This is a genomic window from Streptomyces sp. NPDC048506, assembly GCF_040651315.1.
Taxonomy (GTDB): domain Bacteria; phylum Actinomycetota; class Actinomycetes; order Streptomycetales; family Streptomycetaceae; genus Streptomyces.
Window position 1 is genome coordinate 1 of record NZ_JBEZIX010000076.1, and the last position, 25,988, is coordinate 25,988.

At 70.1% G+C, this 25,988-nt stretch carries 22 protein-coding genes and 2 pseudogenes; 13 read left to right on the forward strand and 11 right to left on the reverse strand.

Annotation, left to right across the window (positions count from 1 at the left end):
* The first annotated feature begins 417 nt into the window (after positions 1 to 417).
* The gene (locus tag AB0C96_RS39300; RefSeq protein WP_362924622.1) at positions 418 to 1,209 is read left to right on the forward strand and encodes an SDR family NAD(P)-dependent oxidoreductase; all 792 of its coding nucleotides are present in this window, start codon (positions 418 to 420) and stop codon (positions 1,207 to 1,209) included.
* A gap of 100 nt (positions 1,210 to 1,309) precedes the next feature.
* On the opposite strand, the gene AB0C96_RS39305 is transcribed toward AB0C96_RS39300, so the two are convergent.
* The gene (locus tag AB0C96_RS39305) at positions 1,310 to 2,281 is read right to left on the reverse strand and encodes a helix-turn-helix transcriptional regulator (RefSeq protein ID WP_362924623.1); all 972 of its coding nucleotides are present in this window, start codon (positions 2,279 to 2,281) and stop codon (positions 1,310 to 1,312) included.
* Between the two features lie 164 nt (positions 2,282 to 2,445).
* Between AB0C96_RS39305 and AB0C96_RS39310 the strand changes: the two genes are divergently transcribed.
* From AB0C96_RS39310 to AB0C96_RS39330, 5 genes and pseudogenes are all read left to right on the forward strand, one after another.
* Positions 2,446 to 3,168, forward strand: a complete 723-nt coding sequence (locus AB0C96_RS39310; protein WP_362924625.1) for an SDR family oxidoreductase — start codon at positions 2,446 to 2,448, stop codon at positions 3,166 to 3,168.
* A 285-nt stretch (positions 3,169 to 3,453) separates the two neighbouring features.
* Positions 3,454 to 3,585: pseudogene (locus AB0C96_RS39315) on the forward strand (glycosyltransferase); the annotation flags it as partial.
* 479 nt (positions 3,586 to 4,064) lie between these two features.
* A complete protein-coding gene (locus tag AB0C96_RS39320; protein ID WP_362924679.1) occupies positions 4,065 to 4,187 on the forward strand; it encodes a hypothetical protein in 123 nt (40 codons plus the stop codon).
* Positions 4,188 to 4,205: 18 nt separating this feature from the next.
* Positions 4,206 to 4,349, forward strand: a complete 144-nt coding sequence (locus AB0C96_RS39325) for a hypothetical protein (protein WP_362924681.1) — start codon at positions 4,206 to 4,208, stop codon at positions 4,347 to 4,349.
* Positions 4,350 to 4,595: 246 nt separating this feature from the next.
* A complete protein-coding gene (locus tag AB0C96_RS39330) occupies positions 4,596 to 7,289 on the forward strand; it encodes an ATP-binding protein (protein ID WP_362924626.1) in 2,694 nt (897 codons plus the stop codon).
* Positions 7,290 to 7,342: 53 nt separating this feature from the next.
* Here the strand turns inward: AB0C96_RS39330 and AB0C96_RS39335 are convergent, their stop codons facing one another.
* The 8 genes from AB0C96_RS39335 to AB0C96_RS39370 all read right to left on the reverse strand — a co-directional run bounded on the left by AB0C96_RS39335 (position 7,343) and on the right by AB0C96_RS39370 (position 17,592).
* Positions 7,343 to 7,597, reverse strand: a complete 255-nt coding sequence (locus AB0C96_RS39335; protein WP_362924628.1) for a hypothetical protein — start codon at positions 7,595 to 7,597, stop codon at positions 7,343 to 7,345.
* A 410-nt stretch (positions 7,598 to 8,007) separates the two neighbouring features.
* A complete protein-coding gene (locus AB0C96_RS39340; RefSeq protein WP_362924630.1) occupies positions 8,008 to 8,529 on the reverse strand; it encodes a hypothetical protein in 522 nt (173 codons plus the stop codon).
* A 535-nt stretch (positions 8,530 to 9,064) separates the two neighbouring features.
* Entirely contained in the window at positions 9,065 to 9,874 is an 810-nt protein-coding gene (locus AB0C96_RS39345; RefSeq protein ID WP_362924631.1) for an SDR family NAD(P)-dependent oxidoreductase, read from the reverse strand.
* Positions 9,875 to 10,193: 319 nt separating this feature from the next.
* Positions 10,194 to 10,832 carry a potassium-transporting ATPase subunit KdpC gene (kdpC, locus tag AB0C96_RS39350; protein ID WP_362924632.1) on the reverse strand — a complete coding sequence of 213 codons (639 nt, stop codon included), beginning with the start codon at positions 10,830 to 10,832 and terminating at the stop codon, positions 10,194 to 10,196.
* Positions 10,833 to 10,846: 14 nt separating this feature from the next.
* Positions 10,847 to 12,997 carry a potassium-transporting ATPase subunit KdpB gene (gene kdpB, locus AB0C96_RS39355; protein WP_362924634.1) on the reverse strand — a complete coding sequence of 717 codons (2,151 nt, stop codon included), beginning with the start codon at positions 12,995 to 12,997 and terminating at the stop codon, positions 10,847 to 10,849.
* On the reverse strand, positions 12,997 to 14,670 hold the full coding sequence (gene kdpA, locus AB0C96_RS39360) for a potassium-transporting ATPase subunit KdpA (RefSeq protein WP_362924636.1): 1,674 nt from the start codon (positions 14,668 to 14,670) through the stop codon (positions 12,997 to 12,999). Before kdpA ends, kdpB begins: the two co-directional genes overlap by 1 nt.
* A 15-nt stretch (positions 14,671 to 14,685) precedes the next feature.
* Positions 14,686 to 14,775: a K(+)-transporting ATPase subunit F gene (kdpF, locus tag AB0C96_RS39365; RefSeq protein WP_362924638.1), complete on the reverse strand. Its 90-nt coding sequence runs from the start codon at positions 14,773 to 14,775 to the stop codon at positions 14,686 to 14,688.
* Positions 14,776 to 15,057: 282 nt separating this feature from the next.
* Positions 15,058 to 17,592: a DUF4118 domain-containing protein gene (locus tag AB0C96_RS39370; protein ID WP_362924640.1), complete on the reverse strand. Its 2,535-nt coding sequence runs from the start codon at positions 17,590 to 17,592 to the stop codon at positions 15,058 to 15,060.
* Between the two features lie 368 nt (positions 17,593 to 17,960).
* Between AB0C96_RS39370 and AB0C96_RS39375 the strand changes: the two genes are divergently transcribed.
* Entirely contained in the window at positions 17,961 to 18,863 is a 903-nt protein-coding gene (locus tag AB0C96_RS39375) for a GNAT family N-acetyltransferase (protein ID WP_362924642.1), read from the forward strand.
* Positions 18,864 to 19,246: 383 nt separating this feature from the next.
* Here the strand turns inward: AB0C96_RS39375 and AB0C96_RS39380 are convergent, their stop codons facing one another.
* Positions 19,247 to 20,815 carry an FAD-dependent monooxygenase gene (locus AB0C96_RS39380; protein ID WP_362924643.1) on the reverse strand — a complete coding sequence of 523 codons (1,569 nt, stop codon included), beginning with the start codon at positions 20,813 to 20,815 and terminating at the stop codon, positions 19,247 to 19,249.
* A 484-nt stretch (positions 20,816 to 21,299) separates the two neighbouring features.
* Between AB0C96_RS39380 and AB0C96_RS39385 the strand changes: the two genes are divergently transcribed.
* From AB0C96_RS39385 to AB0C96_RS39395, 3 genes are all read left to right on the forward strand, one after another.
* Positions 21,300 to 21,860 (forward strand): TetR/AcrR family transcriptional regulator, encoded by a 561-nt coding sequence (locus AB0C96_RS39385; protein ID WP_362924645.1) that lies wholly within the window; start codon positions 21,300 to 21,302, stop codon positions 21,858 to 21,860.
* 279 nt (positions 21,861 to 22,139) lie between these two features.
* Entirely contained in the window at positions 22,140 to 22,838 is a 699-nt protein-coding gene (locus tag AB0C96_RS39390) for a hypothetical protein (protein WP_362924647.1), read from the forward strand.
* Entirely contained in the window at positions 22,825 to 23,475 is a 651-nt protein-coding gene (locus tag AB0C96_RS39395) for a Fic family protein (RefSeq protein ID WP_362924649.1), read from the forward strand. The genes AB0C96_RS39390 and AB0C96_RS39395 overlap by 14 nt, the downstream gene beginning before the upstream one ends.
* 20 nt (positions 23,476 to 23,495) lie before the next feature.
* Here the strand turns inward: AB0C96_RS39395 and AB0C96_RS39400 are convergent, their stop codons facing one another.
* The gene (locus tag AB0C96_RS39400) at positions 23,496 to 23,867 is read right to left on the reverse strand and encodes a MerR family transcriptional regulator (protein ID WP_362924651.1); all 372 of its coding nucleotides are present in this window, start codon (positions 23,865 to 23,867) and stop codon (positions 23,496 to 23,498) included.
* A gap of 48 nt (positions 23,868 to 23,915) precedes the next feature.
* Between AB0C96_RS39400 and AB0C96_RS39405 the strand changes: the two genes are divergently transcribed.
* The 3 genes and pseudogenes from AB0C96_RS39405 to AB0C96_RS39415 all read left to right on the forward strand — a co-directional run.
* On the forward strand, positions 23,916 to 24,797 hold the full coding sequence (locus tag AB0C96_RS39405) for an NAD(P)H-binding protein (protein WP_362924653.1): 882 nt from the start codon (positions 23,916 to 23,918) through the stop codon (positions 24,795 to 24,797).
* 239 nt (positions 24,798 to 25,036) lie between these two features.
* On the forward strand, positions 25,037 to 25,480 hold the full coding sequence (locus AB0C96_RS39410) for a hypothetical protein (protein WP_362924655.1): 444 nt from the start codon (positions 25,037 to 25,039) through the stop codon (positions 25,478 to 25,480).
* A 407-nt stretch (positions 25,481 to 25,887) separates the two neighbouring features.
* A pseudogene (locus AB0C96_RS39415) lies at positions 25,888 to 25,977 on the forward strand (IS5/IS1182 family transposase); the annotation flags it as partial.
* Positions 25,978 to 25,988 lie beyond the last annotated feature (11 nt).

Sequence of the window (25,988 nt, forward strand, 5' to 3'; positions counted from 1 at the left end):
TGACCGCGGCGACGCCGTCCTCACCGATGATGCGCAGGACGGCGTCGATGATGCTCTGCCGGGTTCCGGGGGGCTTGGACATGGCAGTCATTGTGCCAGCGGCGCCCTCGTGACAAGGGGGAAGGGCCGGGGGCGGCTGCGACCGGCGAAGATCGTCCCCCGAGCTGGGCGGGAAGCGGATCAGCGCCGCCAAGTGGATCAGCGATTCCTCGTCGCTCACCTGTAGTGCGCCTGTGGTCACTGTCCGCCGCGTCATGGGGTGCGTCCTGCACTCGTACGCACGGGAAGGCGTTGATCGTGCCCTGGACCGCTTCGGTGCTGGAGCGGTCGGCGGGTCCGGCGAAGTCTGCTGTTGACACGGTCGTCCCGTTCTCCATACTGTTCGTTCGAACGAACAGTATTTTGGAGGCTCGTACCATGCGCATCGCAGGATCAACCGTTCTCCTCACTGGTGCCGTGGGCGGCATCGGTCAGGCCATCGCCCGCGACTTGGCTGCCAAGGGGGCCAAGCTGATCCTCTCCGGGCGTCGTGCCGATGCCCTGGAGGCGCTCGCCGACGAGCTCGGTGCCCGAGCGGTCACCGCCGACCTCGCCGACCCGGACCAGGTCGACCACCTCGCCAAGGCCGCCCCGGACACGGACATCCTGATCGCCAACGCCGCTCTGCCCTCCACCGGCGAGCTGCTCGACTACACGCCCGAGCAGATCGACCGCGCGCTGACCGTGAACCTGCGCGCCCCCGTCATGCTGTCCCGCGCGCTCGCGCCCCGGATGGTCCAGGCGGGTCGGGGCCATATCGTGCTCGTCGGCTCGATCTCCGGGAAGGCGGCCACCAAGTACTCCTCGCTCTACAGTGCCGCCAAGTTCGGGCTGCGCGGTTTCGCGCTCTCCTTCCGCCAGGACCTGCATGGCACGGGGGTGGGGGTCTCCCTGGTCCAACCCGGTGCCGTGCGCGATGCCGGTATGTTCGCCGTCACGGGCGCCACCCCGCCGGCCGGTGTGCGCATGGTCTCCCCGGGCCAGGTGGTGGCGGGGGTGGTTCGGGCCGTCGAGCGCGATCTGTGCGAAGTCAACGTCGCGCCGGTGGAGTTGAAGGTGCTCAGTGCCATCGCCGGGCAGTTCCCCGGCTTCGCGGAGAAGGCGCAGCGCGGCTCCAGTGCCGAGCGCACCATCAGCGAGGTCGTGGCGGCCCAGCGGGGCAAGCGGTAGCCGTCTGCTTCGGCGTCGCCGGCGGCCACCGCGGGGGCGATCAGCCACCGCGTCCGGAACGGGCAGTCAACCGCTGGGACACGAGGGCCGGGGCCGGCAGTCAGCGGTCGCGGCCGGTGCTGCTGGGCGGTGTGTCCGCGGCATGGTCCGGGTGGCCGGGTTGGGCGGTGGCCTCGATGTCGGGTGTGGGCTGCGGCGTCCGCCCGGCCGTGAGGTCCGCTGCCGACCAGCTGCCCAGCAGGCGCAGCGCGTGCGCGGAGGGGCTGCCGGGCTCGGCCGTGTAGAGGTAGAGGGCCTGGTCCGGGTCGTCCGGCAGGGTGAGCGACTCGTACTCCAGGGCCAGTTCGCCGACGAGGGGATGGCGGTAGTGCTTGGTGCCGTGGGTGTACGCGAGGACATCGTGGTCGGCCCACCACTGGCGGAAGTCCTCGTCGTGCACGGACAGCTCGCCGACCAGCTCGGTCAAGCGGGGGTCGTGCGGGTGGCGTCCCGCGTACAGCCGCAGGGCCGCCACCGTGCCGCGGGCCGCGGTTTCCCAGTCGGCGATCAGATCGCGGGCGGCGGGGTCGAGGAAGAGGAACCGGGCGAGGTTGCGGTCGCGGTGCGGCAGTGCGTCGAAGTCGGTGTACAGGGCCTTGGCGAGGGCGTTGGCGGCGAGCACGTCCAGCCGGTGGCCCATGATCATCGCGGGGGTGTCGGTCAGGGAGTCGAGGAGCCGGAGCAGCCCGGGGCGCACCCGCTGCGGTGGCACGGGGCGACGCGCCGAACCCGGCCTGGGGCGGGCCAGGGCGAACAGGTGGGCCCGCTCGGCCTGATCCAGGCGCAGTGCGCGGGCCACGGCCTCCAGTACCGACGCCGAGACATTCGGGTTGCGCCCGCGCTCCAGGCGTACGTAGTAGTCGACGCTGATGCCGGCCAGCCGTGCCACCTCTTCGCGGCGCAGCCCCGGCACCCGGCGCCGCCCGGCGATGTCCGGCCCCAGGCCGGCCTCGGCAGGACTGATCCGGGCCCTGCGCGAGCGCAGGAAGTCGCGCAGCTCACCGTTGGGCTCGCGCCCCGCTGACGTGCTCATCGATCCAGGATAGGACGGGGTGCGCCCGCCGCCGGGCGGCGAAGGGGGGTCTGCCGGACCCCCGGTACGCCCTCCCTCCGCTGCCGGTGCTCGGCGCCCGTTGCCGGGTGGTCTTCTGGAGACCGGTACACACACGCTTCGCACCCGTCTCACGAGGAATCACCATGTCCAAGCCCCTGATCGTCATCACCGGTGCCAGCTCCGGCATCGGTGCAGCCACCGCCCGCCTCCTCTCTGCCCAGGGTCACCCGTTGCTCCTCCTCGCCCGGCGGCTGGAGAAGCTGGAGGAGCTCGGCCTGCCCGAGACCCTGTGCCGCAAGGTCGACGTGACCGACCGGGACGCGGTCGAGGTCGCGGTACGCGAGGCCGAAGAGCGGTTCGGGCCGGCCGACGCGATCGTCAACAATGCCGGGGCCATGCTCCTGGGCCGTCTCGCCGACCAGAGCGCCGACGAGTGGGACCGGATGATCGACCTGAACATCAAGGGCGTGCTGTACGGCGTCCGTGCCGTCCTGCCCGGCATGCTCGCCCGCGGCACCGGCACGATCATCAACGTCAGCTCCATCGCCGGCCGCAAGACCTTCCCGAACCACACCGCCTACGTGGGCACCAAGTTCGCCGTCCACGCCATGTCGGAGAACCTGCGCGAAGAGGTCGCCGCCCGCGGCGTGCGCGTGGTGACCATCGCCCCCGGCGCCGTGGAGACCGAACTGCTCTCCCACACCAGCGACGAGCAGATCAAGAAGGACTACGAGGCGTGGAAGAAGTCCGCCGGCGGCGCCCTGGACCCGCAGGCCGTGGCCGAGGCGGTCGCCTACGCCTACCGGCAGCCGCAGAACGTCACCATCCGTGAGATCGTCCTCGCCGCCACCGGCCAGGAAGCCTGATCGGGAGCAGGCGCCCGGCTGGGGTTTCCCAGCCGGGCGCTTCGCGGATTCCCTCGGAATTCCCATCTTTCTCTCCGGGCCTGCCCCGGAGAAGCGGAAAGAGTCGGTGCAGCGCGCGACGGCAACGACGGTCGCGCCAAAAACACCGCTTCTTCCTGCCGAGGAATTCAAGATGCCCAGTCCCAGCAGTACGGATACGACCATCGGCAGTGTCCGGACAACCGCGTTCCGCCCCAACCCCCGCCCCGACCACACCTTCCCGGCATCGCGACCGTGGAGTTGGTGGTGCCGGTCCACAACGAGGAGCGGGCGCTGCCCGGTTGTCTGCGGACCCTGCACGCCCGGCTGACGGACGATTTCCCCTTCCCGTGGCGGATCACGGTGGCCGACAACGCCAGTACCGACCAGACCCTGGCCGTCGCGCACGAACTGGCCGACCAACTGCCGGGCGTCGGCGTCGTCCACCTGAATCGCAAGTCCGCGGTCTGGCCCTGCGCACCATGTGGGCCGGAGCGAGGCGGACATCGTCGTGTACATGGACGTGGACCTGTCGACCGGCCTGGACGGGCTGCTGCCACTGATCGCCCGCTGGCCAACGGCCACTCCGATCTGGCCATCGGCAGCCGGCTCGGGCCCGGGGCGCGTACCGTCCGGGGACCGCGCCGGGAGTTCGTCTCCCGCTGCTACAACACGGTGATCCGGCTCACTCACGGAGCGCGCTTCAGTGCCGCCCAGTGCGGCTTCAAAGCCGCCCGCACAGAAGTGCTGCGTCCTCTTTCTGGAGGTGACGCGCGACGACGCGTGGTTCTTCGACACCGAGTTGTTGCTGCTGGCCGAACACAACGGATTGCGCATCCACGAGGTACCGGTCGACTGGGTCGAGGATGCGGACACAGGTGGATGTCGTCCGCACCGCGACCGACGACCTGCGGGGATTGTGGCGCATGGCGCGGCTCAAGGCGTCCGGTGCGGGTGCCCGCGCCCATCTCGGTGCCGGTGGCCTGTTCCTGCTCGGGTAGGTGGTCACAATCGCCGCGGTGCTCCTGTTCACCGACGCTGTCCCGGACGCCTCGCCGGCTGCGGAGACCCTCGTGCTCGCCGCCGCCTCGGCCGCAGTGAGCGTCGTGCGTTTCACCGTCCTGCGGTCGGCCGTCTTCCGCCGTTGCCGCACTTCCCGATGAGAGCGAATCCCGACGTGAACAACGCTGTGCTCTCCGTACCCGACGCGGTCGACTGGGCGGCGCCTGCTGTCGGCGACGGGGTCAGGGTTGTGTCAACGTCTTCGAACGCAATCGCGGTATTTGCCGACGTGAAGTGACGATGGTCCTGAGAGCCTCGCACACCGTCCGGTGCCGCGCCGTGAGACACCCTTCGCGGTGCCGCTGGCGTGCGGATTTCCTGAAGAGGAGTACGTGGAGGAGTACGTGATGGCACGGGGCAGCGAAGCGACTGAGGGGCCGGGCCCACGTGCCGGCAGGCTCAAGGTGTTTCTGGGGGCTGCTCCCGGGGTGGGCAAGACCTACCGGATGCTCGACGAGGGGCGACGCCGGGCCGCGCGCGGTACGCACGTGGTGGTGGCCTTCGCCGAGTGCCACGGCCGTCCGCACACCGAGGCCATGCTCGACGAGCTCCACGTGCTGCCACGCGAAACACGTAGGCACCGTGGCATGGACTTCACCGAACTCGACCTCGACCGGGTGCTGGAGTTGCGTCCGGAGGTGGTGCTCATCGACGAGCTTGCCCACACCAACACTCCGGGCGGCCGCAACACCAAGCGCTGGCAGGACGTCGAGGAACTCCTCGGCGCCGGGATCGACGTGGCGACCACGCTCAACGTCCAACACCTGGAGTCGCTCAGCGATGTGGTCGAGAAGATCACCGGTGTGCCGCAGTTCGAGACCGTTCCCGACGACGTGGTCCGCCGCGCGGACCAGATCGAGCTGGTCGACCTGCCGGCCGAGGGGCTGCGCCGCCGGATGGCGCACGGCAACGTCTACCCGCCGGAGAAGGTCGACGCGGCGCTGTCGCACTACTTCCGGCTCGGGAACCTCACCGCGTTGCGGGAGTTGGCGTTGCTGTGGGTGGCGGGCCGGGTGGACGAGGCGCTGCGCACCTACCGGCGTGAGCACAGCATCGGCCGGGTGTGGGAGACCCGCGAGCGCGTGGTGGTCGCCCTGACCGGTGGTCCGGAAGGCGAGACCCTTATCCGACGGGCCGCTCGGATCGTGGACCGTCCCCGCGCTCTCCACGCCGATCGCACAGGAGCGACCCCTACCTCCGGCGGCGATCTCCTGGCCGTCCATGTCACCCGCAGCAATGGGCTGGTCGGTTCCTCGCCGGCAGCGTTGGCCGGGCAGCGGCAACTCGTCGAGAGTCTCGGCGGCAGTTACCACTCGGTGGTGGGGGACGATGTGCCCGCCGCCCTGCTGGACTTCGCCCGGGCCCAGAACGCCACGCAACTGGTCATCGGCGCCAGCCGCCGGGGCCGGCTTCGGCGCGTGCTGATGCCCCGCGGTGTGGGGGAGACCGTCGTCGGGCTCTCCGGCGATATCGACGTCCACATGGTGACGCACGAACATGCCGGTCAGGGACGTGCATGGCCCACCCTCGGAAGTGGACTCTCCCGCTGGCGCCGCGTGGCCGGCCCGGTGGCGGGTTTCGTGCTGCCCGTACTGCTGACCGTGGCACTGCGCGACATCTCTCACCCGCTCGCCCTCAACCTCACCAGCGAAGCGCTGCTGTTCCTGCTGACGGTTCTGGGGGTGGCCTGCATCGGCGGGGTGGTCTCCGCGCTGCTCGCTTCCGTGACCACCTCGCTCCTCTTGAACTACTACTTCATCCCGCCCGTCGGCCACTTCACCTTCGCCGAGGCCAACGTCGTCGTCGCCCAAGCCGCGTTCACGACCGTCGCCGTCACCGTCGCCGCCATCGTGGACCGGTCGCTCCGACTGAGTCGCCGGGCCGCGCGGTCCACCGCGGAGGCCGAAGCGCTCACCTCGCTGGCCGGCGGCATCCTGCGCGGGGACCGGGCGGTACCCGTTCTTCTGGAGCGCACCCGCGAGACCTTCGGTATGGACGCCATTGAACTGCGGCCCCGAGAAGGCGAGTTGGAGCCCCAGCAGCTGACCGCGGGCGACACGGCTCACGATCGCGACTCGACTCCCGAGTCCGACACAGGACCCGGGAGCGACCCGGCGTCGGATCACGGCCACGATCACGACCATGACCACGAGACCAGGGTGGCGATAGGGGACGACAGCGTGCTGGTGCTCACCGGGCGCCGGCTGCCCGCCTCCGAGCATCGCGTCCTGACGGCCTTCGCCGCGCACCTGACCGCGGCGGTCGAACGCGCCCGGCTCGCGGAGGCCGCGGCCGAGGTCGAACCGGTCAAGGCGGCCAACCGGATGCGCACGGCGCTGCTCGCCGCGGTCGGCCACGACCTGCGGACGCCGCTGGCCGGCTGCTGGGCCGCGATCAGCTCACTGCGCAGCCGGGACGTCGACTTCTCCGCCGAGGACCGCGAGGAACTCCTCGCCACCGCCGAGGAATCCCTGGCCAAGCTCAGCCGGCTGGTCGACAACCTCCTCGACATGAGCCGGCTCCAGGCCGGCGCGCTCACCCTGCACCTCCAGCCCATCGGGCTCACCGAGGTGCTCCCCACCGCGTTGGACACTTTGCCCGGTTCACCGCCGCAGGCGCTGGTGCACGTGGTGACCCGGGGGTTGGAGACCGCCCCCGATGTGCTGGCCGACCCGCCGCTGCTGGAGCGCGTCATCGCCAATCTGGTGTCCAACGCGGTCCGCCATTCGCCCGCCGGGCGCCCGGTCACGGTCGGCGCCAGCGCGCTGGCCGGGCGGGTGGAGCTCCGGGTCATCGACCGCGGACCCGGCATCCAACTCGACGCGCAGGAGCGGGCGTTCCAGCCCTTCCAGCGCCTCGGCGACACCGACAACACCACCGGCCTCGGGCTCGGCCTCGCCCTCTCCCGCGGTCTCACGGAGGCGATGGGCGGCACCCTCACTCCGGAGGAGACCCCCGGCGGCGGTCTGACGATGGTCGTCTCACTGCCGGCCGCACCGGTTCCCGTTGAGGCCTTCGCCGGGCAGGAAGATCGCCGATGAGGCATGAAGTCCGAGGTGCGAAGCACGCCGTATGCGTGGGCCACGGTGTGGCGTCAGGCCGGGACCAGCGATGCGGACGGCTGTCCTGGCCCTTCGGCGGTGATGACGAGTATGCGGCGCGTGTGCTGGTCGGGCGTGCCCAGTAGTGCTGTGGCCATGCTCCGGGCGGTTTGTGGTCCGGGGACGTCGAAAGCGGCTATGTCGTCCCGTGCACCGAGGGCGCGTGCCACACGGGAGGACTGCCAGCGGGACGGGAACTGCCGGCGCTGGACGACGTAGATGATCGCGTCGAGTTCGGTGGGGTCCACGGCGGCATCGCGGAGGGCTCGATGCGCCGCGTACACCGCGCGAACCAGGGGATCAGTGGGCGGGAGTTGCGGATCGGAGACCACCGGAGTCTCGGATAGGCACGATGTGTGTGCCGTTCGTGCCTCGTGGACCGTCATGGCGTTCCTCCCCGTTGATCCCGCAGTGCCTCGTAAGCCAGCCGAGTACACGCCGCGCGCAGGCGGCGTGCGCGGGGACGTACCGTCCCTGATTTCGGCTTCCCCCGCATGGCGTGTTGTGAGTGGTGGTGGCCGGAGTTCTTGACGCGTTCCAGATGAACTGGAGGGTGTAGCCCCAGCTGTTCTCATGAGCTCTGGAGCGAACTCCGGAGAGCCCAGCCGCACGCCCGACACGACGAGGTCTCGTCACCGTTGTGGATCCACCCTGTGCTTCAGTTTCCGGTCAGCACGATCACGATGGCTACGACGAACGCCAACACCGCCGCGGCGCCGCTCGCGATGAGTACGCAAACGAGCAGGGGCAGCACCGTTGGCCGGCTGCGAGGGTTCGACCGGATCGGGGCATCCCCACCTACGGGGACCCTGCTCGTTCCCACGAACACCATCACCGACAGGAACGCGGCCCCCGTCACGATCCCGAAGACGCCTGCCAGGTCCAACGCCGCACCGGACGCCAGCGGCCGGATGTAGCTGCCGTCCGGCTCGCGTTGCAGTTGGATGGGCTTGCCGAGCTCGATGTGTGCATCGGTGATGTGTGCAGTGCGGTCGGTGAACCCGCGGTCTGCCGCGACGAACGTCCCCGTGCAGGCGCGTGATGTGCAGCGACCTGCGGGAACGGTGTGGCAGTGCGTGGCGGAGAACGTACCGAACATCCCGGACATTCCCGTCTGATAACGGAAGCCGTTCAGCGGCATGCGCAGCAGCAGGCCCGCCACGGCGATGATGCCGAGCATGAGGAGCGCACCGATCGCAGTGAACGTCCGGCCGGGCTGTGCCTCAACGGTGCCCGCGATGGTCGTGCGTGGTTCGGCTCCGGTAAACCTCCCCGGTTGCGATTGACCGTCGCCCGGACGAACCGCTTTCGCGTGGCGCCCCACATCTTCCCCCGTTTGTCGTGCTTGCCTGGCCCGATGCGCCCGACCGTCACAGCGGTCAGAGCAGACCGGAAGCGCTGAAGACGGCGCGCGTTTCCTGCCCGTCGATCCGGTCCGCCAACTCTCGTCGTCGGGTCAGGTTCGGGCGGTGAGCCCCGCAACGGGGCGGGCGGTCGCGGGGTGGCCTGGTCGGGCCACCCCGCTCGGCGGTTCAGCTCTGTCCGGCCTTGCTGCCGTGGTTGGCCTTCTTCTTGCGGCGGGCTTTCTTCTTGCGGGCGCGCTTGGACATGGCGCACGGACCTTTCGTTCTCGGAGTGCCGTCCCCGGTTCTTGAGGCGGCTGGTACTACCGCGGAAGTGGTGTGCTTCAGGCGGTGTTCATCAGGCGGTCTTCATCAGACGGCGTCGCCGACGAGTTGGTCGGCGAGCTTGGTGAGGCGCTTGACGGTGCGGTCGTCCGTGGCGGCCTGTGCGGGCTCGACGCGCTGGTCGCGGTCGTAGTAGGCGCCGTTGACGATCTCGACCGCCGGGTCACAGAGCCGCACGACGTGGGCGGCGCCGTCTGCCGCGGACGCCCCGCTGAGTGCGTAGAGGGACATCAGGTCCGTCTCGCAGATGCCCGGGTGGACGGAGACCGCGGTCACCCGGGGGTCGGCGGCGAAGACGGTGAGGGCGAGCTGCGACTGGGCGTAGGCGGCGAGCCGGCTGTAGCGGCGGGCGCGGTTCGGGTCGCTCCACTGGATCGAGGCGGTGCGGTGCAGCGACGAGGAGACGTTGACGACCCGGCCGCCCGGGTCGCTGGTCAGCGCGGGCTCCAGGAGGCAGGTCAGCAGGTAGTGGGCGAGGAAGTTGACCTGGAAGGCGATCTCGTTGCCGTCGGCGGTGAGGGTGTGGCGCTCGGGGGCCGCCATGGCGGCGTTGTTGACCAGCACGTCGAGGTGCGGGTGCTCGGCGACGACCCGCCGCGCCATCGCCTCGACCTCCTCCAGGCGCGTGAAGTCCGCAGCGAATCCGCACAGTTGGGCCCCGTCGATGCCCGCGGTGGCGATCAGCTTGTCGGTGGCGGCCTGTGCGTCGGCGGCGGTGCGGCCGTGCACGAGGACGGTGGCGCCGCGCTCGGCGAGCTGGCGTGCGGTCTCGAATCCGATGCCGGAGGTGGCGCCGGTGACCAGGACGGTACGGGAGGAAAGGTCGGAAGCGGACATGATCCATTCCAGGAAGGGGACGAAAAGGGCGGACGTACCCGCCACCCGTCGAGGTCCGAGGGTGTGCGGGGTACGAAAAGGGGGCGCCGGGTCAGGCCACGGCGCCCCGTAGGGATGCAGGAAACGTCTCAGTGGGAGGCGGACGTCTCCGGGCAGCGCGGCGCACGACGCGGTGCCGCCGGATGAGGCGGGCGGTCGAGAAGGAGCCAGGCGCTGTTCACGTCACCCATCAAATGCGGTGCCGCACATGGATTCAAGCGAACCGCGCAGCTCTTGACGCTGCCCTGATGACCTGCCGTCTCGACCGATGACGGGCGTCCTACCGCGACGTCAGCCCGGCAAGAGCGCGGTTGAGCTCGATGACGTTGACGCGTTCCTGGCCCAGGAATCCGAGGACGCGGCCCTGGACGTGGTCGGTGACCAGTTTCTCCACCGTGGCGGGCGGGAGGCGACGCGCTCTCGCCACCCGGCGGACCTGCTCGTACGCATACGCCGGGGAGACCGCCGGGTCGAGCCCGGAGCCGCTGGCCGTCAGGGCGTCCACCGGGACGGAGGCGGGGGAGACCCGGTCGAAGGCCGCCGCGGCAGCGCGGCGTTCCCTGACCGCGGTGGTCAGATCTGGGTTGTTCGGACCAAGGTTGGAGGCACCGGACGCCAGCGGGTCGTACCCGCCCGCGGAGGGGCGGGGCTGGAACCACCTGGGGTCGGGCCGCAGGGCCTCCTCGGGGTCATGGGGGTTCCTCTTCGGGAGTGCGAAGTTCTGGCCGATCAGGCTGGAGGCCACCGGCCTGCCGTTCGTCGTCAGCAGGGAGCCGTTCGCCTGGTGGGGGAAGGCGACCTGGGCGATACCGGTGACGACCAGCGGATAGGCGACGCCCGTGAGCACGGTGAGGACCAGCAGTATCCGCAGCGCCGCCAGGTGCCGGCGGAGCACGGGAGGGAGGTGGTGGGTGCGCATGGCGGGGGCACTCCTCAGCGCAGGCCGGGGATGAACTGGATGACGAGGTCGAGCAGCTTGATGCCGAGGAACGGCAGGGCCAGACCGCCGAGCCCGTACAGCCAGATGTTGCGGCTCAACAGCTTCGCGGCGGAGGACGGGCGGTAGCGCACACCGCGCAGCGCGAGCGGGATCAGCGCGACGATGATGAGGGCGTTGAAGACGATCGCCGAGGAGATCGCCGAGGTCGGGCTGTGCAGCCGCATGACGTTGAGCGCGTCCAGGCCCGGATAGACGCCGGCGAACATCGCCGGGATGATCGCGAAGTACTTCGCGACGTCGTTGGCGATCGAGAAGGTCGTCAACGCGCCGCGGGTGATGAGGAGTTGTTTGCCGATCTCGACGATCTCGATCAGCTTGGTGGGGTTGGAGTCCAGGTCGACCATGTTGCCGGCCTCCTTGGCGGCCGAGGTGCCGGTGTTCATCGCCACACCGACGTCCGCCTGTGCGAGTGCCGGCGCGTCATTGGTCCCGTCGCCGGTCATCGCGACCAGCTTGCCGCCCTCCTGCTCGCGCCGGATGAGGCTCATCTTGTCCTCGGGAGTGGCCTCGGCGAGGAAGTCGTCCACCCCGGCTTCCTGCGCGATGGCCCGCGCGGTGAGGGGGTTGTCGCCGGTGATCATGATGGTCCTGATGCCCATCCTGCGCAGCTCGTCGAAGCGTTCCCGCATGCCCTCCTTGACGACGTCCTTGAGGTGGATGACGCCGAGGACCCGGGCGGAGGCCTGCGCACCGCGGTGACCGGACACCTCGCCGACGACCAGTGGTGTGCCGCCGGTGGCGGAGATTCCGTCGACGAGGTGGCCCACATCCGCAGTGGGGTGCCCGCCGTTGTCACGGACCCAGCCCATCACCGCCGTCGCCGCTCCCTTGCGCAGCGCACGGGCCCCACCGGCGTCACCGGGGTCGGCGAGGTCCACTCCGCTCATCCGGCTCTGGGCGGTGAACGGCACGAACTCCGCCCCGGCCAGCTCTCCTTCGCCGCGCCCGCGCAGCGCGTACAGCTGCTTGGCGAGGACCACGATCGAGCGGCCCTCGGGGGTCTCGTCGGCGATCGACGACAACTGCGAGGCGTCCGCGAGCTCCTCGGTGGTCACCCCTTCCACCGGCAGGAACGCGGCGGCCTGGCGGTTGCCGAGCGTGATGGTGCCGGTCTTGTCGAGCAGCAGGGTGTTGACGTCGCCGGCGGCCTCCACCGCGCGCCCGGACATGGCCAGGACGTTGCGCTGCACCAGGCGGTCCATGCCGGCGATGCCGATGGCCGAGAGCAACGCTCCGATCGTGGTGGGGATCAGCGCCACGACGAGGGCGACCAGGATGACGATCGACTGCTCCGCCCCCGCGAAGAGCGCGAAGGGTTGCAGGGTCACCACTGCGACGAGAAAGACGATGGTCAGCGAGGCCAGCAGGATGTTGAGCGCGATCTCGTTCGGGGTCTTCTGCCGGGCGGCGCCCTCGACCAGCGCGATCATCCGGTCGATGAAGGTTTCCCCCGGCTTGGCGGTGATCCGCACGACGATCCGGTCCGACAGCACCTTCGTGCCGCCGGTCACCGCCGACCGGTCACCACCCGACTCGCGGATCACCGGCGCCGACTCGCCGGTGATCGCCGACTCGTCCACGCTCGCGACCCCCTCGACGACGTCCCCGTCGCCGGGAATGGTCTGCCCGGCCTCGACGACCACGTGGTCGCCCAACCGGAGGTCGGCGCCCGGGACTTCCTCTTCGGTGGCGTCGGCCGCGCCACGTTGCCACCCGATCAGACGCCGGGCCATGGTGGTGGTCTTGGTCCGCCGCAGGGTCGCCGCCTGCGCCTTGCCACGTCCCTCCGCCACCGCCTCGGCGAGATTGGCGAAGACCGACGTCAGCCAGAGCCAGGCCGTGATCACCCAGGCGAAGACGCTGGGCGTCCTGATGGCGGACAGCGTGGTCAGGATCGCCCCGACCTCCACGACGAACATGACCGGGTTGTGGAACATGGTGCGCGGATCCAGCTTGCGCAGCGCGTCGGGGAAGGACCTCAGCAACTGCTGGGGGTCGAGCAGTCCGCCCGAGACCCGGTGCCGCTGACGGCCTGCGGACGGCCCGGTCGGCGGAGCGGGAGCGGGCAGGCCGGTCGCGGACATCAGCGCAGACCCTCCAGACCTTCCGCCATCGGGCCCAGTGCGAGCGCGGGGAAGTAGGTCAGTCCGACGACGATGAGCACCACACCGGTCAGCAGCCCGACGAACTGCGGCCGGTGGGTGGGCAGGGTGCCCGCGGTGACCGGTACGTGCTGCTGCCGGGCGAGCGATCCGGCGAGCGCGAGGACGAACACCATCGGCAGGAAGCGGCCGATGAGCATGACCAGGCCGAGCGCGGTGTTGTACCAGACGGTGTTCACGCTCAGTCCGGCGAACGCCGAGCCGTTGTTGTTCGCCGCGGAGGTGAACGCGTACAGCACCTCGGAGAAACCGTGCGGACCGGAGTTGAGCATCGCCGCCCGCTCACCGGGGAAGGCCATCGCCACCCCCGCGCCGGCCAGCACCAGCGCCGGCGTGGTCAGGATGTACAGCGAGGCGTACTTCATCTCCTGGCCGCGCAGCTTCTTGCCCAGGTACTCGGGCGTACGACCGACCATCAGTCCGGCCACGAACACCGCGACGACCGCCAGGATCAGCATCCCGTAGAGCCCGGACCCCGTCCCGCCGGGCGCGATCTCCCCCAGCATCATGTTGAAGATCGTCATCCCACCACCGCCCGGCGTGTACGAGTCGTGGAAGGAGTTCACCGCCCCGCACGACGTCAGCGTGGTCGACACCGCGAACAGCACCGACGCCCAGATGCCGAACCGCGTCTCCTTCCCCTCCAGCATTCCGCCGGCCGCATGACCGGCCGTGCTGCTGACGCCGTGCAGTTCGTTGGCGGTCGCGATCGCGACCGAGGCGGCCCAGATCAGTGCCATCACGGCGACGATCGCATAGCCCTGACGGCGGTCGCCCACCATCGTTCCGAAGGTGCGCGGCAGCGCGAACGAGATCACGAGCAGGAGGTAGATCTCGACCAGGTTGGTGAAGGCGTTGGGGTTCTCGAAGGGGTGGGCGGAGTTCGCGTTGTAGAAGCCGCCGCCGTTCGTCCCGATCTCCTTGATGGCTTCCTGGGAGGCGACCGGACCGCCGGTGATGCGCTGCTGCCCGCCGGCGAGGGTGGTGATGTCGTGGACGCCGTGGAAGTTCTGGATGACACCGGCGGCCACCAGCACGACGGCGAAGACCAGGGAAGCCGGCAGCAGCAGCCGCACCACGATCCGTGTCAGGTCCACCCAGAAATTCCCGACCTGATCGGTCTTCTTCCACGTGAAGCCCCGGACCAGTGCGGCGGCGACGGCGATACCCGTCGCGGCGGAGACGAAGTTCTGCACCGCGAGGCCGGCCATCTGGACCAGGTGCCCCATGGTCGACTCGCCCGAATACGACTGCCAGTTGGTATTGGTGACGAAGGACGCTGCCGTGTTGAACGACAGGTCCGGGGAGACGGCCGGCATACCCAGGGACAGCAGCAGATGGTGCTGTAGGCGCAGGAAGGCGTACAGGAACAGCACCGAGACCAGGGAGAAGGCCAGCACGCTGCGGAGGTAGACCGACCACTTCTGGTCCGCGTCGCCGTCCACTCCGCCCGCCCGGTAGATCAGCCGTTCCGCCCGCAGATGGCGGGTGCTGGTGAGGACACGGGCCAGGTAGTCGCCCAGCGGGCGAAACGAGAGGGAGAGGGCAGCCACCAGGACCAGCACCTGTAGCCAGCCCGCGAGTGTCTCGTTCACCGCGTCCCGTCCCCCTCAGAACCTGTCGGGGAAGATCAGGCAGAAGACCAGGTAGATCACGAGGCACACGGCCACGACCAGGCCGACGATGTTCTCCACGCTCACAGCCGCCCGACTCCCTTGGCGACCAGCCCGAGAAGCACGAACACGAGAAGGGTGAGCCCGATGTACACGAGGTCCGGCATCTGCGGTACCGCCTAGGAAAGTGCCCCGCTGGCAACTTTCTGACGGTAACTCAGGTGAATGCGAGAGCGGTGCGCCGCCTCGGCGGCCGATGGGGTGATGGTTGGGGTGATGGTGCGGCGCCGGGGAGGTCGGCCAGCCGGTCCAGGGCGGTCTCGTTGCCCTCGTCGGCCGGCTCGCGCAGGGTCTCCCGGTCGAAAACGGTCAGCGCGCGCCGCGAACCACAGGGCAGTCGTTGCCTGATGCGGCGCTCGGCAGCGTGAGCGTCACCGCAAAGGCAGCTCCGGCGCCGGCGGTCTCGAAAGTGCCGCCCATGGCTTCGACGAGGTCCCGCGACAGCCGGAGCCCCAGGCTCCCTTCCCTCCCCCCTGCCGCCCGGGCAGCGGTGGCGACGGCCTGTGCCGGTGCGTCCGACCCGCTGTCGGGGTAGCCGTCCGTCACCCGGATCTCCAGGCGGTCGGAGTGGACCTCGGCGCTGACCACCGGAGGCCGGTCCCGTGGACTGTGACGCAGCGCGTCGGCCCCCAGGGCCGTCAGGACGCGGGTGAGGAGGGCGGCGTCCGCGATCACGTCGGGCAGCCGCTCCGGCAGGCGTACGACGATCGTGTGGCCACCGGGCCCGAGGTCGTCCAAAGCCGCGGCCAGCGCCTCGTCGAGGTCGACCGGACGGAGGTAGAGATCGAGCGCCCCGGCGTGCAGCCGGCTGAGTTCGTCGAGGTCGGTGACCAACTGGGTCGCCCGACGCACCGCCGTACGGGCGCTGCCCACCAGGCGCGCCGTCTCCTGGGAAGCGGGACCCGCACCGACAACGTCCAGGCGCGCGAGGGCTTCTTCGGCCGCGCGCAGCGGGAGCCGCAGATCGCGGCCCGCCGCGAGCAACAGCGACGCCCGGGTGCGTTCGGCGTCGGCGAGGGCGTCCGCGTCGGCCGTGGCTCCGGCGGTCCGCCCTCTGGTGTGCGCCAGCCCCAGCTCGGCCGCGCACGCGGCGAAGACCCGCTGGTCCTCCGTACTCAGCCCGGATCCCCGTGCGGCCAGCGTGAGGTTCTCATCCACGGGACTCTCCACGTCCGCCTCATAGGGCTTCTCGGGCGGCCGCTCCCCAGCGCTGGCGACGACGTACCAGCGGGGTTCGGGGGAGGCTTCCGGGTCCCTCTCCAGCAGGCTGATCGACGTCAGACCGAAGTTCTCCCGGATCTGCTCGACCAGCGCCGTGAGCTCCTGGCCGCGCATCATGGCCGTGGCCAGGCGACTCAGCGCCCGGGCCTCCGATGTGGCGCGCACGGCCTGGTACGTCCGCTGAGCGGTCCGCCCCGCGGCGGTGCCGACGAGAGCGGCCGTGGCGACGAAGACGATGAGCGCGACGATCTCGTTGACCCGCTCCATGGCCAGCGAGTGCACGGGCACCGTGAAGTAGTAATCGGCGAGCAGCGCCGCGGCGACCGCCGCGAACAGCGCGGGACAGAGCCCACCCACGAGGCCGACCACGACGACGGCGAGCAGGTAGAGCACCAGGTCACTGGAGAGATCGAGCCGGCCACGAAGCGCCGCCAACAGCACCGTCAGCAGGGGGAGCAGCAGCACCGCGCCGGCAAACGCGGACCAGAACCGTCTCCGGCCGATGCCGCGGGTGGGACGCGGGAGCCTCAGCGCGGTGGCCCCGGCGGCCTCCTCATGGGTGACGATGTGCACGTCGATGGGGCCGGACCCCTTGATCGTCCGCTCGCCCGTACCGGCGCGCAGGGCGGAGGCCAGACGGCCGTGCCGGCTCGCACCCAGCACGATCTGGGTGACGTCCTCCGCCTCGGCGAACTGGAGCAGGGCCTCGACGACGTCCTCGCCCGATGCCTGGTGGTAGCTGCCGCCCAACGATTCCAGCAGGACACGTTGGGTATCCAGGGCGGCCGGATCCGCGCCCGTCAGCCCGTCCGCCGGTACCACATGGAGACCCAGCAGCTCCGTCCCTGGCGTACGGGCGCTGATCCGCGCCGCCCGGCGGATCAGGGTCTCCCCCTCGGGCCCGCCGCTCAGCGCCACCAGGATGCGCTCCCGTGTTTCCCACGGAGCGGAGATGCCGTGCGCGGCCCGATACCGCTGAAGGCCCTCCTCCACCCGGTCGGCCAGCCACAGCAGCGCGAGCTCCCGCAGCGCGGTGAGGTTGCCGACCCGGAAGTAGTGCGTGAGCGCGGACTCGATCCGGTCCGGCGGATAGACGTCGCCGTGCACCATGCGGCGGCGCAGCACCTCCGGCGGCAGATCGACCAACTCGATCTGGTCGGCACGCCGGGCCACTTCGTCGGGCAGCGTCTCGCGCTGCCGGACCCCGGTGATCTGCCGGACCACGTCGTTGAGGGACTCCAGGTGCTGGACGTTGAGCGTGGTGACCACGTCGACACCCGCGTCCAACAGCTCCTCGACGTCCTGCCACCGCTTGGCGTTACGGGTTCCCGGAACGTTGGAGTGGGCCAGCTCGTCCACCAGCGCGACCTGAGGGCGACGCGCCAGCACCGCATCGAGATCCATCTCGGTGAAGGACGCACCACGATGGACCAGGGTGCACCGGGGAACCGTCTCCAGGCCCTCGGCCATCGCCGCGGTCGGCCGCCGCCCGTGCGGCTCCACGAAGCCCACGACCACGTCCGCGCCGAGCGCCCGCAGCCGCTGGCCCTCTTCGAGCATGGTGTACGTCTTCCCGACCCCGGGGGCCGCCCCGAGGTAGATCCGCAACCGTCCACGTCCCACCGAACGGCTCCTACCAGGTCACCCGCGTTGTTCAGGCCCATGCGCACTGTCCGTGCTCTTCCATGGTGCGCCCCGGGTGTGGCGCTGCGCCCTGCGGGGACGGTACGCAGCCGGATTCGGGCGCCGCCAGGGGGCCTGCCGGGCGCACGGCCTGCTGTGCGATGCCGCCCGGGACACCCTGGGTCGGCCTTCGCGAAAATGCCTGGACGTCTGCGAGCGGTCACGCCTAGGGTGGGCCCACGCCCGTGATCACAGGTAAGGAGGCGAGCGCGATGCCCACCACGACAGCTCTGCGCTCCCGCCCCGTCCACCGGGCGTCCCAGGTCTGATCCGGGAGCGCGTCACTCTCCCGAAGGATCGCTTCACCCATGACTGAACTGGTCATCCGTCCGCTCACCGCGGGCGAGACTCCCCTCTTCACCTCCCTGCCCGACCCGGGCATTGTTGGCCGCGCCGTCCTCGGCGACACCTACGGCATGGTTGCCGACGGCGGCCAGTACCGGCCCGACTGGACCTGGGTCGCCCTGCGCGACGGCATCGTCGTCGCCCGCGCGGCCTGGTGGGCCAAGCCCGGGGACGAAAAGCCCATCGCCCTTGATTGGTTCGACTTCACCGACGCCGAAGCCGCTGTCCAACTGCTGCGCGCCGCGCCCTTTCACGCTGAGTACAGCCTGTTGCTGCCGCCTGACTGGCGCGAGAAGCCGGACGTCCGGGCCGCAGCCGAGGCCCGGATGGCGGCAGCCGAGGCGGCCGGCCTCCGGAAACTGGTCGAACGCTACCGCTACACCTGGACCTCCGATTGCCCGCTCCCCGAGCGCACCGGGCGCCTGGAGTACCGGCCGGAGCCGGACGACAACGTCATCCGGGGCATGGTGCGTCGTATCCAGGAAGGCTCCTTGGACGCCCACGACCTGCACGACATCGCCGAGTACGGCAGGGACGGCGCCGTCGAGGAACTCCTCGGCATCCTCACGTGGATGCCTTCCCCACGGGACTGGTGGCGCGTGGCCTACACTCCGGCCGGCGAGATGGCGGGCTTCCATGTCCCCGCCCGCAATCCGTCCGGCCCCTGCATCGGCTTCATCGGCGTCCTCCCCGAGCAGCGCGGCCACGGCTACGCCTATGACCTGCTGGTCGAGTGCACACAAGACCTGGTGACGCGGGGCGCGACGCGTATCGCGGCCGCCACCGACCAGGGGAACTTCCCGATGGCCGCACATTTCGCGAGAGCGGGATACCCGGTCAGCGAGGAGCGCATCGACTTCGTCTGACCGCCCGAGGCGCGTAGCCGCAGACAGCGTGCCCGGAGCCGCCGCCCGGGCATCGATGCGTCAAGGACTGTTCCGGACGAGGCAGGCCCTGACGCGTTCCAGGAGTGGACACCGCCGTCCTTCGAGTGCGGCGCTCACGTACGACAGCTCGACGTACGTGAACGCCGCAAGGTCCGCCCCAGCAGGTATGGCCGCCCTACGCCCCGGCGCGCCCACCCAGCACTACACAGTTCGGTGAGACAGAAGGCCGTCGGGTGGCCTACGGCGAGGGGCAGGTCGGTCCCAAACCGCTGGCCGCAAGGGCCGAACGGCGTCCGAATGGCGTGGTGCCCCCCTGTACGCCGGTCAGCCGGCAGCGAGTCAGCACGTCCTCGTGGAGGCGCTCAAAGCCTGCCGGTGTGCCAACTGCCGGGTGCGGGACGGTCGTTGGTCGGAGCGGCCGTGTCGTCCCCCAACCAGCGCGTCAGGGCGGCTTCCAGGCCCGCGAGGTCACCGGCGGCCGACGCCCACGCTACGAAGCCGTCGGGACGCACCAGCAAGCCGCTCACCCCGGCACCCTCCGAACCACCCCGGACCAGCTCCAGACGCCCGGCGTACGGCTCGGCCAGGGCTGCCAGCTGGTCGTTCCCCGCGAGATCGACGAGCAGGGCCCGGCCCTCATGGGTGTGGTCGGCGAGCCGTGTGCCGTCGTCCAGCCGGAGGTCGGGCATCGTCGCGCCGACCAGCGGATGGCCGTTCCCCAGGTCGTAGCGCTGCCACAGCCCGGAGATCCGCTTCACGTAGGAGGTCGCTCCGTCCCGTGTGCCGAGGAGGTCGGTGACCACATCCCTGAGGGCACGGCTGTAGGCGTCGCCGCGCATCACGGCCACCTGCGCACGCGTCCAGTCGAGCACCCAGGCGCCGATCGGGTGCCGTTCGCTGGTGTAGGTGTCAAGCAGGCCCTCGGGCGCCCACCCTTGCACGGTGGCGGCGAGCTTCCAGCCCAGATTGACGGCGTCGCCGAGCCCCAGGTTCAGGCCCTGGCCGCTGAAGGGGGAGTGCACGTGGGCGGCGTCGCCGCAGAGGAGCACCCGACCGCGCCGATAGGTCGTCGCCTGCCGCGCGTTGTCCGTGAAGCGCGTGCCGCCGAGGACCTCGGTCACGCGGACGTCGACGCCGCTGACGCGCCGCAGACTGGCCTCCATCTCGGCCGCGGTGACGGGTGCCTCCCGGTCGGCCGGGGGGCCGTCCAACTCGACGGTGCGGACCCGACCCGGCATCGGCCCGTGGACGTAGACGCCGGTGGGGGTGTGCTGCCAGCCTCGCCCCAGGCGCTCCGCCCCCTCCACGGTGGCCACCGCCTGGCGGACCGTGATGACCGGGTCCGTGCCGGGGAACTCGAAGCCCGCTTGGCGGCGCACCAGACTGCGGCCTCCGTCGCAGCCGACGAGCCAGGCCACGCGCACGTCGTCCCCGCTTTGCAGGTGAACGGTGACACCGGCCTCCTCCGCGTCGAATCCACGCACCTCGACCCCGCGCCTGACCTCGACGCCCAGCTCCGCCGCGCGCTCACCGAGGATCCGCTCCACCTCGACCTGCGGGACTTGCACATACCAAGCCGGGCCACGGTCGCGCAGGCCGGGATCCTCCTCGTCGACAGGGTCTGCCGGGACCTGAATCCCACCGAAGTGCCCGACGAAAGGCGGCCGCCTGCGCTCCCCGTGGAACGGCTGCTGCCCCTCCACCGCCTCCAACGCGGGGAGCAAGCCGCGTCGCTCGAAGGCCTCGGCGGAGGCGGTGTTGATCGCCCCCGCCTTGAGCGCGGTGTCACGCTCCGCCCGCCGTTCGACGACCAGCACCCGGACGCCCGCCAACTGTAGTTCGGTTGCGAGCATCAGGCCGACCGGCCCAGCGCCTGCCACGAGCACGTCGTAGTCCGAACGGCTGCTGTCGGTGGTCAGCGCGGTCTTCATGGACGCGGTCCTTCTGGACATGGAAGACATCTGGTCTTCTTCTCTCCGCTAGAGCCCTCATCCGCAGGTCGGAGTCCTGGTGGTGCAGTCAGCATCACCTCAAGTCCGAAGTCGGAGGGGCGAGTTGATCGGTTCCTGGTGGGCTCGGTGGTCGCGCCCAGGGGTGTGCCCGGCTGGTGAGGCCCGCCATCCCGCCATGCCGAGGCGGGAGCCGGCCGCCGAACCCGGAAGTCGCCGGCGGCGTTCGACGGGTCGACGCCGATGGTGGTGTCGAAGACGACGGCGGGGCGCCGACGATGCTGGGGAACGCGAACGCCATGCGCCACGTGGCGGGATGGATGCGGTCGGGTCCGGCGCCGCAGAGGCGGTCCCGGTCTCGTGGGGAGCGCTCACGAACAGCGCCCTAAGATATAGAGTCCTATCTTGTAGACCTCACGGTAGGACACTGAGATAAGATAGGCAAGTCTATTCAATGGAGGTCTGGATGCCCGAGCGGCGCCGCGGAGCGGCACTGGAGAAGGCGCTCCTCGATGCGGCCTGGGAAGAACTCACGGCCCACGGCTACGCCAGGTTCACCATGGACGCCGTCGTCCAGCGCGCCGGCACCAGTCCTCCCGTGCTCTACCGCCGTTGGTCCGACCGCGACGAGCTCGTCCGGGCGGCCATCGCCCACGTCCTGGAGCAGTCCCGAGTCGACATCCCCGACACCGGGAGCCTGCGCGAGGACGTCCTCACCCTCATGCGGACGATCAACGCCACCCGCGTCCAACTCGTCACCGTCATGAGCGTGCACCTGGCCGGCTACTACCAGGAGACAGGCACCGGCCCCGGCGACCTCCTCGCCACAGGGCGCGAGAACGCCGCCGATGTGCTCTTCGACCGTGCCGTCGACCGCGGCGAGATCAACCCGGAACACCTCAGCGAACGCATCAAGTCCCTCCCCTTCGACCTGCTGCGCCACGAAATCCTCACGACCTTCGCCCCCGTGCCCGACCGCCTCCTCGAAGAAATCGTCGACACGATCTTCCTCCCCCTCGTGCGCTGACCGCGGCAGCCGATGCGTTGTACGTCGCCCCCGACCCTCTCGCCGTCACGTCCCCTGCTCCGGAACTGAGCACCCGAGAGAGGAGTAGGAGTCCTCGATACGGTGTGCACATGTGGCCGCGCCGGGTTCCGGTCCGGAAAACCATTCGCCATCCCGGGCTGTGCGGGCCGAGACTGATGGCCCATTGGAGCAGACAGAAGAGCGGGCCCGGCACTGACGTACAACCGAGACACCTTGCCCTTCCCCGAGAACCGCGTGCCCTCCCCCTCCTACAGGGCCATGCTGAACTGGGAGAATCTCGACCCGGACCGTCACCCCTTCACATGGGACGAGGACGAGGAAGCCCGCCTCTTCGCGTTGGTCCGCGAATGGGTGCCGCCCGTGCTCTCCGGTATGGCGGGTGGGTGGCAGGGCGAACGCTGGTGCGAACGCCAGGTGGACGCGATCATCCGGGAGCGCTACGGGAGTTGGGCTCAGGGATGGAACTGGTGCTACCGGTACGGCGGGGTGATCGGCAGCTGGGTTACTGGAGCAACCTCGGTGACGACCCCCGAGGAGACCGCTGCTCGTGTCGTCGCCGCGCTCCTGGAGTGGCGGGAGTGGTTGGAGAGGCTGGCGCAGCGATTTGCGGAACTGGCGCCGCCGCCCGAAGCCTCCCCGGAGGATCGCAGCTGGCATCTGGAGCGGGCCACCGTCCGGCTCGTGACACACGCACTGGACTCGGGCGCGGAGGGCGGCTGGCACGGGCAGGCCGCACTGGTCCTGCGCTGGTTCCTCACCACCACCGGTATGAACCAGGCCGACGCCGAACAGGCGGTGGAGACCGCGATCGGCGGCCGGTTCGAGAGCTGGGTCACCCCGGGGCGGACACTGATCGAATCGGTCGGTGAGGACCTTGCCGTCGCCCTCACCGGCCATGCCCCCTACCAGGACCATCGCGAGCGGGCCGCCCTGGAGGAGTTCCATGACCGCTACTGACAGCCTCATGACCTGGCTGCGCGTGCGCCGCGAGACCGACTGGCGCCACGCACCCGCCTTGCGGCAGGGGCTGCCTGCGAACGACGGGTTCCGGGCCTGGTGCGAAGGGCCGGTCCGCCGGCGCGACCCCGTCCGCGCCGAGCGCCTGCTCTCCGCCCACACCCTGGCCCGCGCCGATGCCGCACGCCGCGCCCCGCTGGACTTCGACCTGCTGGCCGGTTGGCAGCGTGAGGTCCTCGGCGGGGGAGAGGCGCCGTTCCGTACGGGGGACGCCTATGCGAAGGCCGGCCGTGAGCGCTATGGCCTGACTCCGCGCACCGGGGCTGACTTTGCCGCCTGCCTGCGCGAGGCGACCGCCCCGGGGCTCCCGCTGGCGGCCCGCGCGGCCCGTGCGTACCTCGACGTGGCGTTCTTCCACCCTTTCACCGACGGCAATGCCCGTGCGGCCCTGCTGACCTTGGTCCACATCCTGGCCCGCGAGGACATCGTCCTTCCGGAGGTCGGCCCCCTCCAGACCACCCGCTACGCGGACGACCCGGCCGGCGCCGCCGACTTGGCCGCTCTCATCGGCGTACTCAACCGCCGCCGACGGTCGGCTCACCGGAGCCGAGGCCGGACGCCGAGTCGGGCTTCGTAGTCACCCAGGGGGAGGGCGGCTCAAGCGTCACGGACGAACGTCGCACAGTCCGGACAGTCGTCGAGATATCGATGCCGACACTCAACCGTGTGTTGCAGGAAGGTGATTGCCTGCTGCCTGCGGACGACTTCACTTTCGAGTGCAGCGATCTTCGCCCTCACGACCGCCTGTGCTGCCGACTTCTTCGGCGACATGGCGGCGGTGACCTCGGGCAACGAGAGCCCGACGCGTCGCAGTTTCAGCACGGTGCGTGCCTGTTCCAGAGCGTTGTCGTCGTAGACGCGGTAGCCGTTGCCGTCGCGACGCACGGTGAGTGCCCCGACCTGTTCCCAGTGCCGCAGCACGTGGGGTTCGATTCCGAGTCCCGCGGCTACTTCTCCGATCGTCTTCACCACACGCTCCTTGCCTTCATGTCGACCTGAACCCCTAGCGTCTCGATCATGCCTGATACCACTCGCCCCGCGGGCGTCCGTCACCGTTCATCGATCCTGGTCACCGGCGCGACCGGCAATCTCGGCCGGGAGGTCGTCGACCGCCTCCAGGCACACGGCGCGCGCGTGCGGAGCCTTGCGCGCCATCGGACCGATCCGCGCCCCGGAGTCGAGTCGGTGGTCGGCGACCTCACAGACCCCACTGTCGTCCGCGCGGCGCTCGTGGGCATCGACTCTGTCTTTCTGATCTGGCCACTGCTCGATTCCGCCCCCGCCCACGACCTGATTGCGGAACTCACCGCAGCGGCACCCCGTGTCGTCTACCTGTCCTCGACGGCTGTAGACGACCAGGCCGCTCGCCAGAGCGATCCCATCGTTCAGGTGCACGCGGACATGGAAGCCCTGCTCCACGATGCCGGTCTGCGACCAGCGGTGCTGCGCAGCGACACCTTGGCCTCCAACGTCCGTGGCTGGGCGGCACAGTTGCGGGCGGACGACGTGGTGTCGGGCCCGGACGTCACGCGCACAGCCGTCGTCGACGAGCGCGATGTGGCCGATGCGGCCGTAGCCGTACTGCTCGCGCACCACGACCAACTGGACGACGAGCCCTATGCGTTGACAGGACCTGAGGTGCTCGGTCGCGCCGACCAGGTCGCTCTCCTCGGTGCCGCACTCCGGCGCCGTCTGCGCTTCCAAGCGCTCCCCACCGGCCTCGCGCGATCACGAATGCTCGCGGACGGACGTCCCGAGCGACTGGTGGAAGCGCTGATCGCGGCGTCGGTGTGTCGACCGGAGTCGAACCGCACCACCGATCATGTCGAGCGCCTGACCGGCCGACCGGCCGGCACCTTCGCGAAGTGGGCCATCGACCACGCGGCCGAGTTCAGCTGACCGAGAACCGTGGTACGGCCCACCAGAGCCTCGCCTCCCGCGGCATCCGCACCTGCGTCCGGTGTCTTGTATGCCCGCTCAGGTGCGAGGCCGGGCGTCCAGGAACCGGTTCTTCTTGGGTACGGCTCCGCAGTCGATGAGGGAGGCCTGCCGATCGGCCTTCTTGGCCTGTCAGAGGTGACCGCTAACGTTCTCGTGACGTGGCGCCGCGTTGGTGGCCGACTCGGAAGGGGTACCGGATGGGGGCTTCGGCCTGGGACTACTACGTGCCGTACCAGGAGGATCTCGGCGTCGCGCTGGAGGAGTTGCGGCACCGAGTGTTCCTCGCTGGTGACTACTACTGGGTGCGCGGCGGCGACTGGCTTCCTGAGGAGGAGCGCCGCCCGCGACCTTTGACCCTGGACGAGCTCTGGGCGGACGAGTGGACGCAGCACTCCGGCACCCATTCGATTCTCGATGTCTTCCATGTTCAACGGGAAGACGAGGAGCCCGAGATTTGTGCAGTGCAGCCGGTGACTGCCGAAGAGGCCCGGAGGGCCACCGGCATGGAACGGCTGACCCGCGAACACGTTCCGGAGATCCAGGACCTCGCTCGCGAGCGCGGGTACGGCCGTTGCGCAGTACTGCACGACGACCACGGGGCGCCACAGGAGATCTACTTCTGGGGTTGGTCCGGGGACTGAGCCACGAGATGGTGAGAGGGTGCCGCTTTTGGCGCCGCACCACGTGTGAGGGAGTCCGTTACAGGATGAGCCCTGGCCCCAGCGCAGGAACGACGGCGGCATTGCTCTCGGGATTTTCGGAGAAGCCTTGGGCCGATGCGGTGAGGCAGAGGCTCCCCATGGAGAGCAGAACGGCGGTTGCCAGGACGGTGAATGAACGGCGGATGTGCTTCATGGAGTCCTCTCGCTGCGTGCAGACTGCGCGCAGTACGCACGGCGCGTGATGGCTGGCCCCGGGCCAGGACCGATCCGCAAGGAGCGTTTCCCCTGCTTCGCCAGTGCAAACGCTTGGTCACTCCCGTGACGCATGGGGCGCGGGAATCGAGGAGGGGCTGAGGCGTCGGGGACGTGGCTTCTCGACAGCGCTCCTCCTCCGCGACTGCCGGCAGAAGGGACTCGGCCGCCACCACGCCGTCCAAGCAGTCGCCACCCTGCACGGCCTCGCCCACACGGGATGAACAAGCAGGTC